We start from the raw sequence: 15,912 nt of genomic DNA on the forward strand, positions 1-15,912 counted from the left end.
ACGCAATACTTACGCCAATTCGAACAAATGTCCAGTGGACGGATTTTTGCAATATCAAAACAACACCGATGTCGTCGCTTTCGGGATATCGCCGTGCTTGCACGCCGAAGATGGTGGTTATACGATATGAACATATGTTCGCAATAAAAACATTTTTTCGTGACCGGCGCCGGATGGCGGCGCGCCGGCCGCGACTGGGCCTGGAGCTGAAACGATGCAGATGCTGATCAACGGAAAAGGCGTGTCGGGGACGCGCAGCTTCGCGGTCGAGAACCCGGCGACGAACGCTGTCGTCACAGAGGTGCCGGATTGCTCGGCGGCCGAACTCGACGCTGCGGTCGGCGCCGCGCAGCAGGCGTTCCCGATTTGGAGCGCGACACCGCACGCCGAGCGCCAGCAGCTGCTGCTCGACTGTGCCGACATTCTGGTCGCCAACCTTGATGAACTGGCGGCGTTGCTGGTGAGCGAGCAGGGCAAGCCGCTGGCCAAGGCCAAGCGCGAGCTGATGGGTTCGGCGGCGTGGCTGCGCTATACCGCGACGCTGGAGCTGCCGGTCGAGACGATTCGCGACGACGAGATGGTGCGCGTCGAACTGCATCACAAGCCGCTCGGCGTGGTCGGTGCCATCGTGCCGTGGAACTATCCGGTGATCTCGGCAGTGGGCAAGTTCGCGCCGGCGATGCTGGCCGGCAACACCGTGGTGCTGAAGCCGTCGCCGTTCACGCCGCTGGCGACGCTGCGTCTGGGCGAGCTGCTGGCCGAGCGCATTCCGGCCGGCGTGCTGAACATCGTCAGCGGTGGCGACGAACTCGGGCGCCTGATCACGGCGCATCCGGCCATTCGCAAGCTGTCACTGACCGGTTCGGTGGCCGCCGGCCGTTCGGTGGCCGCCGCCGCCGCGCAGGATCTCAAGCGCATCACGCTCGAACTGGGCGGCAACGATGCGGCGATCGTGCTCGACGACGTCGACGTCAAGACCGTCGCGCAGAGGATCTTTACCGCAGCGTTCGAGAACACCGGGCAGGTCTGCACGGCGATCAAGCGCGTTTACGTGCACGACAGCATTCATGACGCATTCGTCGATGAACTGGTGGCGCTGGCCGGCGCCGCGCGGCTCGGCGACGGCATGGCCGACGACACCGAATACGGGCCGATCAACAACCGTCCGCAATACGAGCGCGTGCTGGAGCTGATCGAAAGCGCGAAGGCCGATGGCGGCACGATCCGCTGCGGCGGCGAGCGCGTCGACGGACCGGGTTACTTCATCACGCCGGCGATCGTCACCGGGCTGTCGGATGCGGCGCGCCTGGTCGTCGAGGAACAGTTCGGTCCGGTGTTGCCGGTGTTGCGCTACAGCGACGTCGACGACGCGATCGCGCGTGCCAACGACAGCCTGCTCGGGCTTGGCGGTTCGGCGTGGAGCGCCGACGCCGCGCGTGCGGCGGCCGTTGCCGACCGCCTGGTCTGCGGCATGTCGTGGGTCAACGCGCATCTCATGATCGTGCCGCAGGCGCCGATCAGCGGCCAGAAGCTGTCCGGCATCGGCGCCGAAAACGGCGTCGCCGGTCTGCACGCGTTCACGCGCCTGCAGACGCGCATCACGCCGAAGGGCTGAGCGTGCCGCATTTGATCGTCGAATACTCGGCCGGCCTCGACGCGCAGCTGGCGATCGAGCGCGTGCTCGATGCGCTCGGCGAGGCCGCGGCCGAATCCGGCGTGATGCAGCGCCGCGACATCAAGCTGCGTGCCATCCCGTATTCCCATTTCCGCCTGCTCGACGGCGGCGACGCGTTCGTGCACGTCACGGCGCGCCTGCTGTCGGGGCGCAGCGATGCGCAGAAGCTGCAGCTCTCGAGCCGCTTGCGCGAGTGTCTGGCGTCGATGCTGACGCACGTCCACAGCATCAGTGTCGAGATCGTCGACATGCATGCGCCGTCCTATCTCAAGAGGTTGTTGTGAACCTTCCCATGGATCTGAACAAAACGGTCGAGGCCTGTGCCGCCTTCAACAATTTCCCCCGTGTGCGCCTGGCGACACTGCCGACGCCGCTGGAGGAGGCGGTGCATCTCAGCGCCGCGCTGAAGGGGCCGCGCATCTTCTTCAAGCGCGACGACCTGACCGGCGCCGGCCTCGGCGGCAACAAGGTCCGCAAGCTCGAATTCGTGCTCGCGCGCGCGCTCGAAAGCGGCGCCGACACGGTGGTCGTCGTCGGCGGCTTCCAGTCGAACCTGGCGCGCATCGCCTCGGCGATGGGCGCGCGGCTTGGCCTGCAGGTCGAGCTGGTGCTCGGCGGCCTGCCCGACGAGCCGCGGCCGATGACCGGCAACCTGCTGCTCGACCGCCTGTTCGGCGCCAAGGTGACGATGGTCGACACTGAGATCCGCTGGGAATTCGGCGACGCCGTGCAGGTGGTGGTCGAGCGTCTGCAGCGTGAAGGGCGTAAGCCGTTCGTGGTGCCGCTCGGTGGCGCCGGCCCCGAAGGCATGGCCGGCTACGTCAACGCCACGCAGGAAATGCTCGAGCAGTTCGAGGCGATCGGCATCGAGCCCGACTATCTGGCGGTGCCGATCGGCTCCGGTGGGACCTATTCGGGGCTGATGCTCGGCGCACTCCATTTCGATGCGCCGTACCGCGTGCTGGGCATCAGCGTCAGCCGTACGCGCGACTATCTGCTCGAGCGCGTGCCGGCCGAGGCGGCGTCGGCCGCCGTGCAGCTGGGCCTCGACGCGGTGCCGGGCGCCGATGATCTGCTGATTCACGACGACTACGTCGGCACCGGCTACGGCGAGTCGACGGCGGGCGCGATGGAGGCGATCCGCCTGGTCGCCGAGACCGAGGGCATCCTCCTCGATCCGGTCTATTCAGCCAAATGCATGCACGGCGTGATCGAACTGATCCGCCGCGGCGAGATCGGTGCCGATCAGACCCTGGTGTTTCTGCACACCGGCGGCTGGCCCGCGCTGTTCGCGTACGCGCCGGAATCATTCGGCGTCAGCGACGGTCCGAAAGCCTGATGCCGTCGGCAACCTTTTTTGAAACCCATCAAGGCCGCGCGCAGAGCAGGCGCGACAGGCAGGAGATAGTGAGATGAACGCACACGAACCGAAGCCGCGCCCCGAGCTGGAGCAACAGGCTCTCGAGCACATCTGGTTCCACGCCACGCCGCCTGCCGCGCTGCGCCAGAGCGGCGGCATGCTCGTTTTCGAGAAGGGAGAGGGCTGTTACCTCACCGACCATCATGGCGACACCTATCTCGACGCGCTGTCGGGTGGTGCGTTCGTCACCAACATCGGTCACGGCCGTTCGGAAGTGGCGCAGGCATACGCCGAACAGGCCGCCAAGCTGGCCTACGTGACGCCCTACAACTTCGTCGCGCAGCCCACGGTCGAGCTGGCGCAGAAGATCGGCGAACTGGCCCCAGGCGACCTCAATCGCGTGTTCTTCGGCTCCGGCGGCACCGACGCGGTGGAAGTGGCGCTGAAGATCGCCAAGCAATATCACTGGCTCGGCGGCGACCAGAAGCGCACCAAGGTGATCAGCCGTCGCGGCTCCTATCACGGCTCCTCGTTCTATGCGATGAGCGTCACCGGTGCCAGCCACGAGTTCAACAGCAAGATGTTCGCCCCGCTGGTGCCAGGTTGCCTGCAGGTGCCGAGCACCAACTACTACCGCTGCGAGTTCGACATGAGCGAGGAGCAGTACGGCAAGTTCTGCGCGGACATGGTCGAACACACGATCGTGCACGAAGGGCCTGAAACCGTCGCTGCGATCATTGCTGAGCCGATCCCGTCCGCCGCCTCGATCTATCTGCCGCCGGACGGCTACCTGAAACGCCTGCGCGAGATCGCCGACAAGTATGGCGTGCTGTTGATCATCGACGAGGTCATCAACGGCTTCGGCCGCACCGGCAAGATGTTCGCCTGCGAGCACTGGGGCGTGCAGGGCGACATTATGACCATGGCCAAGGGCCTGACCAGCGGCTACGCGCCGATGGGCGCGACCGTCGTCTCCGACAGGGTGACCGCGCGCTTCGATTCCGCCAAGGGCCGCGAGTCCGGCCTCAACCACGTGATCAGCTTCGGCGGCCACGCCGCATCCGCGGCGGCGGCATTGAAGAACATCGAGATCATGCAGACCGAAAGCATGGTCGAGAACTCCGCGAAGATGGGCGCGCTGCTGCTGGAAGGCCTCAATGATCTGCGCAAGTACCCGATCGTCGGCGATGTACGCGGCAAGGGCCTGCTCGCCGCGGTGGAATTGGTGCGTGACGCCAAGACCAAGACCTTCTTCTCCCCGGCCGACGGCGTATCGCCCAAGGTCACGTCGAAGCTGCAGTCGCTCGGCGTGCTTGCCCGTACCTTTCAGGTGGTCGAGTTCGGTCCGCCGTTGTGCGCCGGCCCCACGGAAATCCAGAAGATCGTCGAGGCGATGGAGCAGACCATCGTCTGGCTGATGAAGGAAATGAATCTCGGCTGATAGCCCGGCGGCCATCGGCGCCGTTTCGCCGTCCAGCGAATACGCGCTTTATCGGAAATAAAAATGTCTACACCAAAGCAGGTCGTCGTGGTCGGAGCCGGCGTCATCGGCTGCGCCATCTCCCTTCAACTGGCTCGCAAGGGCTACCAGACCGTCAATGTCGACAAGAACCCCGAGGTCGGCTACGGCAGCACCAGCCACTCCTGCGCGGTCGTGCGTTTTTCGTACTCGCTGCCGGAAACGGTGATGCTGGCCTATGAGGGTTTTCACTACTGGAAGCACTGGGAGCAGTTCGTCGGTAAGCACGACGAACGCGGCCTGGCGCGCTATCACCAGTGCGGTCACCTGATGCTGCGCAGCTCGGCCGACGACCGTGCCTCGGTGGTGCAGTTCTACAAGGAGCTGGGCATTCCGTTCGCGGAGTGGGATCTGCAGACGATCCGTCATCGCCTGCCGGTGCTCGACCTGCGTCTGATGGGGCCGGCGGTCGCGTTTGACGATCCGCATTTCTTCGACGAGCCGAGCGGCGACGCGATGATGCACGGCGGTGTGTTCACGCCGGAGGCCGGCTACATCGGCGATCCGCAGCTGGCCACGCACAACCTGCGTCGCGCGGTCGAGGCCAGCGGCGGGCGCTTCGTGCTCGGCAAGCGCGTGACCGCGATTCTGCGCGACGACGAGCGCGTGCGCGGCGTCGAGCTCGAGGATGGTACGCGCATCGACGCCGACATCGTCGTCAATGCTGCCGGTCCGTACTCGTCCATCGTCAACAAACTGGCCGGCGTCGAGCAGGGCATGTCGATCGGCACGCGCGCGCTGCGCCGCGAAGTGCATCACCTGCCGAGTCCGCCGAACTTCGACTTCGGTCAGTACGGCGTGATGACCTCGGATGGTGATCTGTATCAGTACTTCCGCCCCGAGACCGGCGCCAAGCTGACGGTCGGCTCGGGCGACCCGCCGTGCGATTCGCAGACCTGGGTGGACGATCCGGACCACTTCAACACCGAGTTCACCGAAAGCCAGTGGAACACGCAGGTCTATCGCGCCGCCAAGCGCATTCCGGACCTGCCGATTCCGAGCAAGGCGCAGGGCGTGGTGTCGCTCTACGACGTCGCCGACGACTGGGTGCCGCTGTACGACAAGTCCGACCTCAAGGGTTTCTACATGGCGGTCGGCACCAGCGGCCACCAGTTCAAGAACGCCGGCGTGGTCGGCGAGCTGATGTCGACGCTGATCGATGCCTGCGAGCAGGGCCATGACCACGATGCCGATCCGCTGAGTTTCACGGGCCGCTACACCGGCTACCGCTTCAGCCTTGGCACGTTCTCGCGCCGCCGCGCGATCAACCAGGGCAGCAGCTTCTCGGTACGCGGCTGACGCGCTACACCGCCATAGCAGAGCAGATCGATGAACAGACAGGACAACGAACTCATCACGCGTATCGGTCCGGGCAGCGCTGCCGGTTCGGTATTGCGCCAGTACTGGCAGCCGGCGGCGCTGATCGAGGAACTCGACGGCCCGCGCGCGGTGCGCCCGGTGACCTTGCTCGGCGAGTCGCTGGTGCTGTTCCGCGACGAACAGGGCCGTTATGGACTGGTCGATCGGCGCTGCTCGCATCGCGGCGCCGACCTCTGCTACGGCCGTCTCGAAAACGGCGGCCTGCGCTGTCCGTTCCACGGCTGGCTGTTCGACGTTAACGGCGATTGCCTCGAACAGCCGGCGGAGCCGGAAGGCAGCACGCTGCACGAGCGCATCCGCCATCGCGCCTATCCGTGTGTCGAGCGCGCCGGCGTCATCTTCGCGTACATGGGCGAGGGCGAGCCGCCGGCGTTTCCGGACTTCGACTGCTTTCGCGCGCCAGACACGCACACCTTCGCGTTCAAGGGGCAGTGGGATTGCAATTGGCTGCAGGCACTCGAAGTCGGCATCGATCCGGCGCACGCGTCGTATCTGCACCGCTTCTTCGAAGACGAGGATCCGCGCGATTCGTACGGCAAGCAGTTCCGTGCCGGCGCTGCCGGGACCGAGATTCCGCTGACGCAGGTACTGCGCGACTACGGCCGGCCCGACATTCGTGTCGAGAACACCGGTTACGGTTTTCGCCTGGTGACCACACGACCGCTGCCGGCCGAACAGACGCATTACCGCATCACCAATCTGGCGTTTCCGAACGCGATCGCGATTCCGATGAGCGGCGACATGACGATCACGCAATGGCATGTGCCGATCGACGATACGCACTGCTACTGGTACGCGATCTTCACCAGCTTCGGCGCACCGGTCGACCGTGCGACGATGCGCGCGCAGCGCCTCGAACGGCACACGCTGCCGGATTATCGGCCGACCGCCAATCGCGACAACGAGTGGGGTTACAACGCCGACGAGCAAGCCACGCAGACCTACACCGGTATGGGCATGGACATCAACGTCCACGACCAGTGGGCGGTCGAATCGCAGGGCGCGATCCAGGATCGCACGATCGAGCATCTGGGCAAGACCGACGTTGCGATCATCGCCAACCGGCGACTGCTGCGTGCGGCGATCCAGGCGCGTCAGCAGGGCGAGCCGCTGCCGTTCCGCGAGCCGCTGGTGGATGCCGACACCGGCCCGGTCGCAGTCGACGCGATCGGCGGTCGCGATCTCGGCGAGGCGTGCTGGCGCGCGCTCGATCGTGTGCGCCGCGCCGGTGCATCGTGGTGGGCCAAGGAGCGCGCGTGAGCTCCATCAATCCGGCCGGCGTCGGCCGCAGCGGCTTCGTCGAGCGCCATGCGCCGTGGACGCCGGCGCAGCACGAGGCGGCGCGCGCAGCGCTGGCGCTCGTCGCCGAACGCAACATCAAGACCGTGCGCCTGGCGTTTGCCGACCAGCACGGCATTCTGCGCGGCAAAACCATCGTCGCCGACCTGCTGCCGTCGATCTTTCGCAACGGCTGCGGCATGACCACGACGCTGCTGTCGAAGGACACCTCGCACCGCACGGTCTACCCGGTTTGGAGCGGTGGTGGCGGCATCGGTATGAGCGAGATGACCGGCGCCAGTGACTTTGTCGCGGTACCCGATCCGACAACGTTCCGCGTGCTGCCGTGGGTCGACCATTCGGCCTGGGTGCTGTGCGACGCGTATTTCCAGAACGGCGAGCCGGTGCCGTTCTCGTCGCGCTATCAGTGCGCGCAGCAGCTGCAGCGGCTCGGCGCCGCCGGCTACGACTATCTGGTTGGCGTCGAGCTGGAGTTCTACGTCTACCGCATGCAGAACAGCCGGCACACGATCGCCGACAGCGCGACGCCGGCCGGCCCGGCGCCGGAGGTGTTGCCGCTGTCGCGGGGCTTTCAGTATCTGACCGAAACGCGCTACGACGAGCTCGACCCCATTCTCGACCGCCTGCGCGAAGACCTGCTGGCGCTGGGCCTGCCGGTACGCACGCTGGAAGTCGAGTTCGGCCCGAGTCAGTGCGAGCTGACCTTTGGTCCGGTGGCCGGCGTCGCCGCCGCCGACAATGTCGTGCTGGCGCGCTCGGCGATCAAGCAGATCTGCCGCCGGCTTGGCCTGCATGCGACGTTCATGTGCCGGCCGGCGCTGCCCGGCGCGATGTCGAGTGGCTGGCATCTGCATCAGTCGCTGATCGAGCGCAGCAGCGGTCGCAACGCGTTCATGTCGACGCAGGACGAGCTGCCGTTGTCGGCCGACGGCATGGCGTTCATGGCCGGCCTGCTGCGGCACGCACGCGAGTCGAGTCTGCTCGCGGTGCCGACGATCAACGGCTACAAGCGCTTCCGCCCGTTCTCGCTGGCACCGAACAACATCGTCTGGGGCCGCGATAACCGCGGCGCGATGCTACGTGTGATCGGCGGCACCGACGATCCGGCCTCGCACATCGAGAACCGCATTGGCGAATCGGCCGCCAATCCGTATCTTTATTTCGTCTCGCAGATCGTCTCCGGCCTGGCCGGCATGGAGCAGCAGCTCGATCCGGGGCCGGCGGTCGATACGCCGTATGCGCCGGGCAGCGAGCTGCTGCCGCGCAGCCTCGTCGAAGCGGTCGCCGCGCTGCGCGGCAGCACGCTGTTTGAGGCGCAGCTCGGCCGTCGCTTCATCGACTATCTGCTGACGATCAAGGAATTCGAGTTGCACCGTTTCCTGTCCGACGAGGTGACGGATTGGGAGCAGCGCGAGTATTTCGACGTGTTCTGAAGCAGGAGTATGTCCGTGAGTGACGATAGGCGTACATCATCCAAGCGGCTGGATCGCTACGACCTGGCCCTGATTCGTCAATTACAGCGTGACGGGCGCATGCCGGTGGCCCGTCTTGCCGAACGCATTCACTTGTCAGAATCGTCGTGTGCGCGGCGCATGCGCGCGCTCGAAAATGCGGGCCTGATCTCCGGGTATACGGCGCTTCTCGACCCATCCCTGATTGGTTGCGGCGTCGATGTCTTCGTTAGCGTCAGCCTGCTGCGTCAAGAGACCGCTGAGCTGGCACGTTTTGAAGCGGCGGTGCGTGATGTGCCGCAGATTCTTGAGTGCTATCTGGTCGCCGGTCAGTACGACTACACACTGCGCGTTTCGGTCAGAGACATGGCGAGTTTTGAGCATCTGCATCAAACCGTGCTGACACGCTTGCCTGGCGTGATCAGCATCCAGTCCAGCATGGCGATTCGCACCGTTAAGCGTGAGGCGCCAGCGCCAGCTGAAAGCCTGTGGCCCGAAAGCGTTGCGGCGTAGGTGTCGTTGCGCTGCGAGCAGTCGAGTCGAGCCGGCAGTCGGGCGTTTTCCTGTAGGGCCGCGCTGCGGGAGTGCCGCTTGCTCGGTTCAAATAAATAACTTCTGTTCCATTTGCGAACTTATCGAAGTGCGGAAAGTCCATGTCATCCATGAATGAGCATCACGATGGCGCGTTTGCGCCAACTCCGCAGCCGATGGACAGCATCGCGTCGCCATCCGCTTCAGCGTCGGCCAATATTCCACGTTACTCATGGTGGGTGCTGGCGATCCTGGTTGGCGTCTACAGCTGCTGCTGGACCGATCGCTATTTGATGGTGATCCTCATCGAGCCGATCGCCAAGGACCTGCACTTGAACGACGCGCAGATGGGGTTGCTGACCGGCTTCGCGTTCACGCTGGTCTACTCGTTCGCCGGTCTGCCGTTCGCGTACTGGGCCGATCGCAAGTCGCGCAAGCTGGTGCTGTCGATCGCGGTGTTCGGCTGGAGCATCGCGACCATGCTCAGCAGCCTCGGACGCAACTTCGTAACGATGGCAATGGCGCGGCTCGGCGTCGCCACCTTCGAAGCCGGCTGCAGTCCGCCGGCCTATTCGCTGATCTCCGATTACTTTCCCGCATCGCACCGCGCCCGCGCGATCGCGATCTACGGTCTCGGCATCTCGTTCGGCATCTGGGCCGGCCTGACGCTCGGCGGCGCCGTCAATGCGCACTATGGTTGGCGCGCCGCGTTCATCGTGCTCGGTCTGCCGTCGCTGGTGATGGCGACGCTGGTGCTGCTGTTCGTTCGCGAGCCGAGGCGCGGCCAGCACGAACGCACTGTCGATCGACGCTACTCGGCCGCGCAGGCGGCGCGACTGATGGCCGTGCGTCCGTCATTCATCGGCAGTGCGTTCGCGATGGCGTTGCTGACCATCACCAGCACTTCGTTCGTGACCTGGGCACCGACCTATCTGATCCGTGCGCGCGGCCTCGACACCGAACAGGTCGGCTTCATCATCGGCTCGATCTCGGGCTTCTCCGGCATTGCCGGTTCGCTGGCGATGGGCTGGCTCTGCGACCGCCTCGCCGGTCGCGATCCGCGCTGGTACCTGTGGCTGCCGCTGATCGGCTTCGCACTATTCCTGCCGTTCGAGCGTCTGTTCTTCATGACCACCGGCACCTGGAGCTACGTCTTCTACTTCCTGGCGTCGATGGCGTCGTCGACTTACATCGCGCCGCTGTTCTCGGTCGGCCAGCTGGTACTGCCGGCGAGGGTGCGCGCACTCGGCGCGGCGGTGATGCTGATGGTGCTGAACCTGCTCGGCATGGGCTTCGGCAGCTACGCCGTCGGTCTGCTCAGCGACCACTTCAAGCCGACGCTCGGCGACGAATCGCTGCGCGCCGCGGCGATGTGGCTGCAGATCTCCGCGCTGCTCGGCTTCGTCTGTCTCGCCGTCGCTGCCAGATCGATACGCCGCGATGTCGAAATGACCGAGCGCAGCGTCTCGGCCTGATCTTCAGTGGCGCGCCGACCGCGCGCCGACCACCGGATGCTCCCATGAAAATCGAACAACGCCTCGCCGAACTCGGCATCGAGCTGAATCCGCCGCCCAGTGGCAACGGCCCCTATGGTCAGCGCTACGGACGCATGAAGCCGTTCTTCATTTCAGGCCGCCTGCTGTTCCTGTGCGGCCATACCGCCGGCCTCGACAACGGCGTGCCGCGCTTTCCGGGCCGTCTCGGTCACGATCTGTCGATTGACGAGGGCTACCAGGCGGCGCGCCGCACCGGCATCAACTGCCTGTCGACGATCAAGCGTGCGCTCGGCGATCTCGATCGCGTGTCCGGCATCGCCAGCTCGGTCAATTTCATCGCGTCGACGCCGGACTTCTTCGAGCACCACAAGGTCACCAACGGCCTGACCGACCTGCTCGCCGACGTGTTCGGCGACGACATCGGCGTCGGCCCGCGCGCCAGCCTCGGCACGCCGTCGTTGTCCGACAACTACTGCTTCGAGACTTCGCTGACGCTGCAGATCGACTGAAATCGAAGGACGCGCAGTTCCTTCAGGGGGAATGCGCGGCGGCGAGGATCATGTCGGCGGCCTTCTCGGCGATCATGATCGTCGGCGCGTTTGTATTGGCGCGCGGCACGCGCGGCATGACCGAGGCATCGGCGACGCGCAGACCGGCCACGCCGCGCACGCGCAGCTGCGGGTCGACCACCGAGGCCGCGTCGCCGCCCATGCGGCACGAGCTGGTCGGATGGAACACGGTTTCTGCCTTGTCGCGAATGAAGGCGTCGAGCGCGTCGTCGTCCTGTACCGCTGCGCCAGGCTCCATTTCACGACCGCTGAACGGGCGCATCGCGGCCGATGCGGCGATCTTGCGCGCGGCGCGGATGCCGTCGCGGATCGGCACGATGTCGTCGCGCACCGACAGAAAGCGCGGCTCGATGATCGGATGCGCGAGCGGGTCGGGGGAGGCGAGCCGGATCTGTCCGCGGCTGTCCGGCTGCAGATTGCAGACGTGGATGCCGAAGCCTTCGCGATCTGGTACCGGTCGGTCCGGCGTGCGTGGCAGCGCCAGGATCAGGTGCAGTTGCACGTCCGGCGCACGCAGGCCGTCGCGGCTGCGCAGGAAGCCGCCGACCGGCAGCAGCAGGTCGGATGCGAAGCCGCCCCGCGTCAGCGCCCATTGCGCCGCCGCCAGCCACTGGCGATGCCGTGGCACGTACTGATAGGCGGTGACCGGCTGCAGGCACTCGTATTCGAGGACCACGTCGAGATGTTCCTGCAGTTGTCGGCCGACGTCGGGTGCATCGTGGACCACGTCGATTCCCATCTCGCGCAGGTCGTCGGCCGGCCCGACGCCGGACAGCAGCAGCAACTGCGGAGAATTGACCGCACCACCGCTGAGGATCACCTCGCGGCTGGCGTAGGCGCGCAGCGTGCGCCCGGCGCGAACGTATTCGACGCCGATCGCGCGCCGGCCTTCGAACAGCACGCGCGTCGCCTGCGCATGCGTCTCGACGCGCAGGTTCGGACGTCCGCGTGCCGGATGCAGGAAGGCCACGGCGGTCGACTGGCGCCGGCCGTTGAGCCGCGTCGAATCGAAGAAGCCCAGACCTTCGGGTTGCGGGCCGTTGAAGTCGTCGGTGACGCCGTAGCCGGTATCGCGGCCGGCGGCGACGAAGGCGTCGCACAACGGATTGCGGATGGTCGCCGGAATCACCGGCAGCGGACCACGGTCGTTGTGCAGTTCGCTGGCGCCGCGCCGGTTGCCTTCCGATTTGAGGAAGTACGGCAGCACGTCGGCCCACGACCAGCCGTTGCAGCCATTTTCTGCCCACTCGTCATAGTCGGCGGGGAAGCCGCGTACATAGACGAGGCCGTTCAGCGATGAACTGCCGCCGAGCATCCGACCGCGCGGCCACGGCTGAGAGCGACCGCCGAGGCCGGGCTCGGCCTCGGTGCGAAAGCGCCAGTCCGTCTGCGGATTGCCGACCAGCCAGCGGATGCCCATCGGCACGTGAATCATCGGGTGACGGTCGGCGCCGCCCGCTTCCATGACCAGGACGCGATGCTGCCCATTGGCGCTGAGACGATTGGCGAGCACGCAGCCGGCCGAACCGGCACCGATGACGATGAAATCGAAAATCGAGTCGGACGCTGACGTCATGTCTGCTTTGCCTTGATCTAGCCTCGCGCGCGGGCGACGGCGGGTGAATAAGAAGTTACAAGATACGAACAGTAATTTCTATTGCGAACTTTTTGCAGCGATCATGCCGAACGACAGAGGCATGTCAGCCTGCCGAAAGCCCCTTGCTGTGCATGAGCGCAATGCCGCGACACCAGATAGAGAGTTGATTGCGCATCCGGCGTCACATCAGGCGCGCCGCTTCGTCGCCGCTGTGCACCATCGAGGGTCTCGAGAGGGCGCTAATGGAGCGGAAACCCGCTTCATATGAGTGCTTCGTTTCGTATCGAAGCTTCCGGCGCTGGTCCGCGCGCCACTCGCCACCGGCCGGGTCACGCATTTGGCGGAAAGCTGCAACTCAAAGGCTCGAAATGGCGCAGATCGCCATTGGCACGATGTTCGCGTAATGGATAACTGTTCGTATTTCGTATTTTTTTGGGGCCAGGTATCGGTCTGCAGGTATTTCCAACGCGTCAACACGGAAGGGAGTGCAGTCGTGGGATCGTCTAGAAATTATCGGGTCGTCGGCAGGTTCGGTCGTAGAACCCCCATTGCGCTGGCGGTTGCCGGCTTGTGCAGCGGACAGGCGGCGTGGGCGCAAGGGGCCAGCAGCGCGCAGGGCAGTGACGCGGATGCGTCGGTCGCCGAAGTCATCGTCACCGCCACCGGGCGTCGTCAGGCCGCCCAGGAGGTGCCATACAACCTGACGGTGGTCAGCGGCGACGATATCGCTGCGGCCGGCGTCACCGACACCGCGAGCCTCGCCCGGCAGGTGCCGGGCCTGAGCTATACCGACCTCGGGGCGCGGTCGAACGGCATCAGCAACGGCATCATCCTGCGCGGTCTGAGCGGCACTTCGGCCGGGATCAACAACGCGTCGCCGGCGGCCGGCGACCAGACCGTGTCGACCTACATCAACGGCACGCCGCTGTTCAGCAATCTGCGCATCACCGACGTCAAGCGCGTCGAGGTGCTGCGCGGTCCGCAGGGCACGCTGTACGGCGCCGGCGCGGTCGGCGGTACGATCCGCTACATTTTCAACCGCCCGGATCTGACCCAGCGTTCCGGCGACATCCAGGCGACGCTGAGCCAGACCAACGACTCCGACGGCTTCAACAACAGCGTCGACGGTATCTACAACCTGCCGCTGACGTCGTCGCTGGGGCTGCGCATTTCGGCCGGCTACAGCCGCGATGCCGGCGTGATCGACGCGAAGCACCTGATGACCTACGGCGCCGACGGCAGCCCGGAGCTGGCCGATTCGAGCGACTACTTCGGCAGCGACGCGGTCTATCACCAGCGGCACGATGTCGATACCGACAGCCTCTGGTACGTTCGGCCGTCGCTGCTATGGCAGATCAGCGATTCGGTCGATGCGTTGCTGATGTATCAGCATCAGGACGCGCGCGCCGGGGACTTCACCGGCATCGCCTACAACGACAATCCGGACGGCGACCGCTACAGCACACGCTACCGCACGTCGCCGCAGAAGACCGTCGACGATCTGTACTCGCTCGAGGTCAATGCCGATCTCGGCTTCGCGACACTGACGTCGAACTCGTCGTTCACGTACAGCGATCTGGACTCGCAGACCGACTACACGAACTACGGCCTGGCCAACGAAAGTTTCTACGCCAATTACCCGCGGATCAGCGACTACAACGACATCCTCTACGACACCAAGCGCCTGACGCAGGAATTCCGCCTGGCGTCGAACGAGGGTGGCGCCTGGGACTGGGTGGCCGGTGCGTATTACTCGTACTACGAGCAGAAGTCGTCGATTCCCGGCTTCATTCCGGGCTGGGCGGAGTTCACCAACACGCCGGGCCATCCGGATGCCGTCGCCGCGACCGGCGACGCCGATGCGACCTGGGCGCAGTACTACCAGACGATCTATCCGGACGGCACGTTCAACGACGACCAGACCTTCGTGCTGAGCAAGGACAACAAGAACAGCAATGCGGCGCTGTTCGGTGAGCTGACCTATCACCTCACCGACGCCTGGCAGGTGACGGGCGGCGCGCGTGTGTTCTGGGTGACCAACAACCGTCGTTCGATCCAGGGCATTCCGTATGCCGGTTCGGCCGGCGATTTCGATGCGCACGACAAGTCGTCGGATCAGGATCAGATCTTCAAGCTGAACACCTCGTACAAGCTCGCGTCGCGCGACATGCTGTACTTCACGTGGTCGCAGGGTTATCGCCAGGGCGGCGACAACGCGCTGCCGATGGTCGGCCCTTTCGCCGCCGATCCGGCGCTGGTCGAATACAAGCCGGACTACGCGACGAACTGGGAAGTCGGCGCCAAGGGGCGGCTGTTCAACCGCATCAACTACTCGGCGGCGTTGTACCGGATCTACTGGAAGGACATGCAGGTGCAGTTCCCGGCGCCGGGTTCGGGTATTCCGACGCTGGCCAACGGCGGCAAGGCGCGCTCGCAGGGCGTCGAGCTGCAGCTCGACGGGCCGATCACCAGCTGGCTGGCGGCGACGCTCGGCTATGCTTATACCGACGCACGTCTGACTGAGGACTTCACGGTGCGCAGCGGCTTCAACGGCAACGACGGCGATCATCAGCCGGGCGTGCCCGAGAACAACCTGACCGCGGCGCTGACCGCGATCCAGGCGCTCGGCGCGTCGGACATCACGTATCGCATCGACGCGATGTATCGCAGCGGCGTCAACACCGCGCTCAACTCGGCGGCCCGCAACTACGCCAAGCTCGGCGGTTTCACGACCCTCAATGCCTCGGCGACCTGGCACGTCGGGCAGTTCCGGGTCGGCGCCTATGTCCACAACCTGACCGATACCAACGGCGCGACGGCCGTCGACATCTCCAACGAGACGTCGCCGACCTCGCGGCCGGGCAGCCTCAAGTTCATCCAGCGGCCGCGCACGATCGGTTTGATGACGGGCTATTCGTTCTGAGTCTGAGCTGTCGTTCCCCGTGTGGTTTTCGGATGCGACACCTTAGTCGGGTGCCGCATCCGGCTTTCCGGCGCACGAGACCGTTGCCGAGCTCTGCGCGCTCTGTTGTCAG

12 protein-coding genes are annotated in these 15,912 nt (G+C 65.4%); 11 read left to right on the plus strand and 1 reads right to left on the minus strand.

The annotated features are described in order from the left end of the window. Nucleotides 1-214 precede the first annotated feature (214 nt). The 10 genes from G7Y82_RS14645 to G7Y82_RS14690 all read left to right on the plus strand — a co-directional run bounded on the left by G7Y82_RS14645 (nt 215) and on the right by G7Y82_RS14690 (nt 11,220). The gene (locus G7Y82_RS14645) at nt 215-1,615 is read left to right on the plus strand and encodes an aldehyde dehydrogenase family protein (RefSeq protein ID WP_206370728.1); all 1,401 of its coding nucleotides are present in this window, start codon (nt 215-217) and stop codon (nt 1,613-1,615) included. 2 nt (nt 1,616-1,617) lie between these two features. Next, a complete protein-coding gene (locus tag G7Y82_RS14650; RefSeq protein WP_168148875.1) occupies nt 1,618-1,959 on the plus strand; it encodes a 5-carboxymethyl-2-hydroxymuconate Delta-isomerase in 342 nt (113 codons plus the stop codon). Between the two features lie 8 nt (nt 1,960-1,967). Continuing rightward, entirely contained in the window at nt 1,968-3,014 is a 1,047-nt protein-coding gene (locus G7Y82_RS14655) for a D-cysteine desulfhydrase family protein (protein WP_168148876.1), read from the plus strand. 73 nt (nt 3,015-3,087) lie between these two features. Next, on the plus strand, nt 3,088-4,476 hold the full coding sequence (locus tag G7Y82_RS14660) for an aminotransferase family protein (protein WP_168148877.1): 1,389 nt from the start codon (nt 3,088-3,090) through the stop codon (nt 4,474-4,476). Between the two features lie 63 nt (nt 4,477-4,539). Beyond that, entirely contained in the window at nt 4,540-5,853 is a 1,314-nt protein-coding gene (locus G7Y82_RS14665; protein ID WP_168148878.1) for an NAD(P)/FAD-dependent oxidoreductase, read from the plus strand. A gap of 30 nt (nt 5,854-5,883) precedes the next feature. Then, entirely contained in the window at nt 5,884-7,194 is a 1,311-nt protein-coding gene (locus G7Y82_RS14670) for a Rieske 2Fe-2S domain-containing protein (protein ID WP_168148879.1), read from the plus strand. After that, complete coding sequence (locus tag G7Y82_RS14675; RefSeq protein WP_206370729.1) at nt 7,191-8,666, plus strand: glutamine synthetase family protein; 1,476 nt, start codon at nt 7,191-7,193, stop codon at nt 8,664-8,666. Before G7Y82_RS14670 ends, G7Y82_RS14675 begins: the two co-directional genes overlap by 4 nt. Nucleotides 8,667-8,681: 15 nt before the next feature. Continuing rightward, nucleotides 8,682-9,197, plus strand: a complete 516-nt coding sequence (locus tag G7Y82_RS14680; protein WP_206370730.1) for an Lrp/AsnC family transcriptional regulator — start codon at nt 8,682-8,684, stop codon at nt 9,195-9,197. Between the two features lie 140 nt (nt 9,198-9,337). Continuing rightward, a complete protein-coding gene (locus G7Y82_RS14685; RefSeq protein ID WP_168148881.1) occupies nt 9,338-10,690 on the plus strand; it encodes a spinster family MFS transporter in 1,353 nt (450 codons plus the stop codon). A gap of 44 nt (nt 10,691-10,734) precedes the next feature. After that, on the plus strand, nt 10,735-11,220 hold the full coding sequence (locus tag G7Y82_RS14690; RefSeq protein ID WP_168148882.1) for a RidA family protein: 486 nt from the start codon (nt 10,735-10,737) through the stop codon (nt 11,218-11,220). Nucleotides 11,221-11,242: 22 nt separating this feature from the next. Here G7Y82_RS14690 and G7Y82_RS14695 read toward each other — a convergent pair whose 3' ends face one another. Further along, entirely contained in the window at nt 11,243-12,856 is a 1,614-nt protein-coding gene (locus G7Y82_RS14695) for a GMC family oxidoreductase (RefSeq protein WP_206370731.1), read from the minus strand. Between the two features lie 514 nt (nt 12,857-13,370). On the opposite strand from G7Y82_RS14695, the gene G7Y82_RS14700 reads away from it, so the two are divergent. Next, entirely contained in the window at nt 13,371-15,800 is a 2,430-nt protein-coding gene (locus tag G7Y82_RS14700; RefSeq protein ID WP_168148883.1) for a TonB-dependent receptor, read from the plus strand. Nucleotides 15,801-15,912: the final 112 nt, after the last annotated feature.

This window comes from Solimonas marina (assembly GCF_012241385.1).
GTDB lineage: Bacteria > Pseudomonadota > Gammaproteobacteria > Nevskiales > Nevskiaceae > Solimonas > Solimonas marina.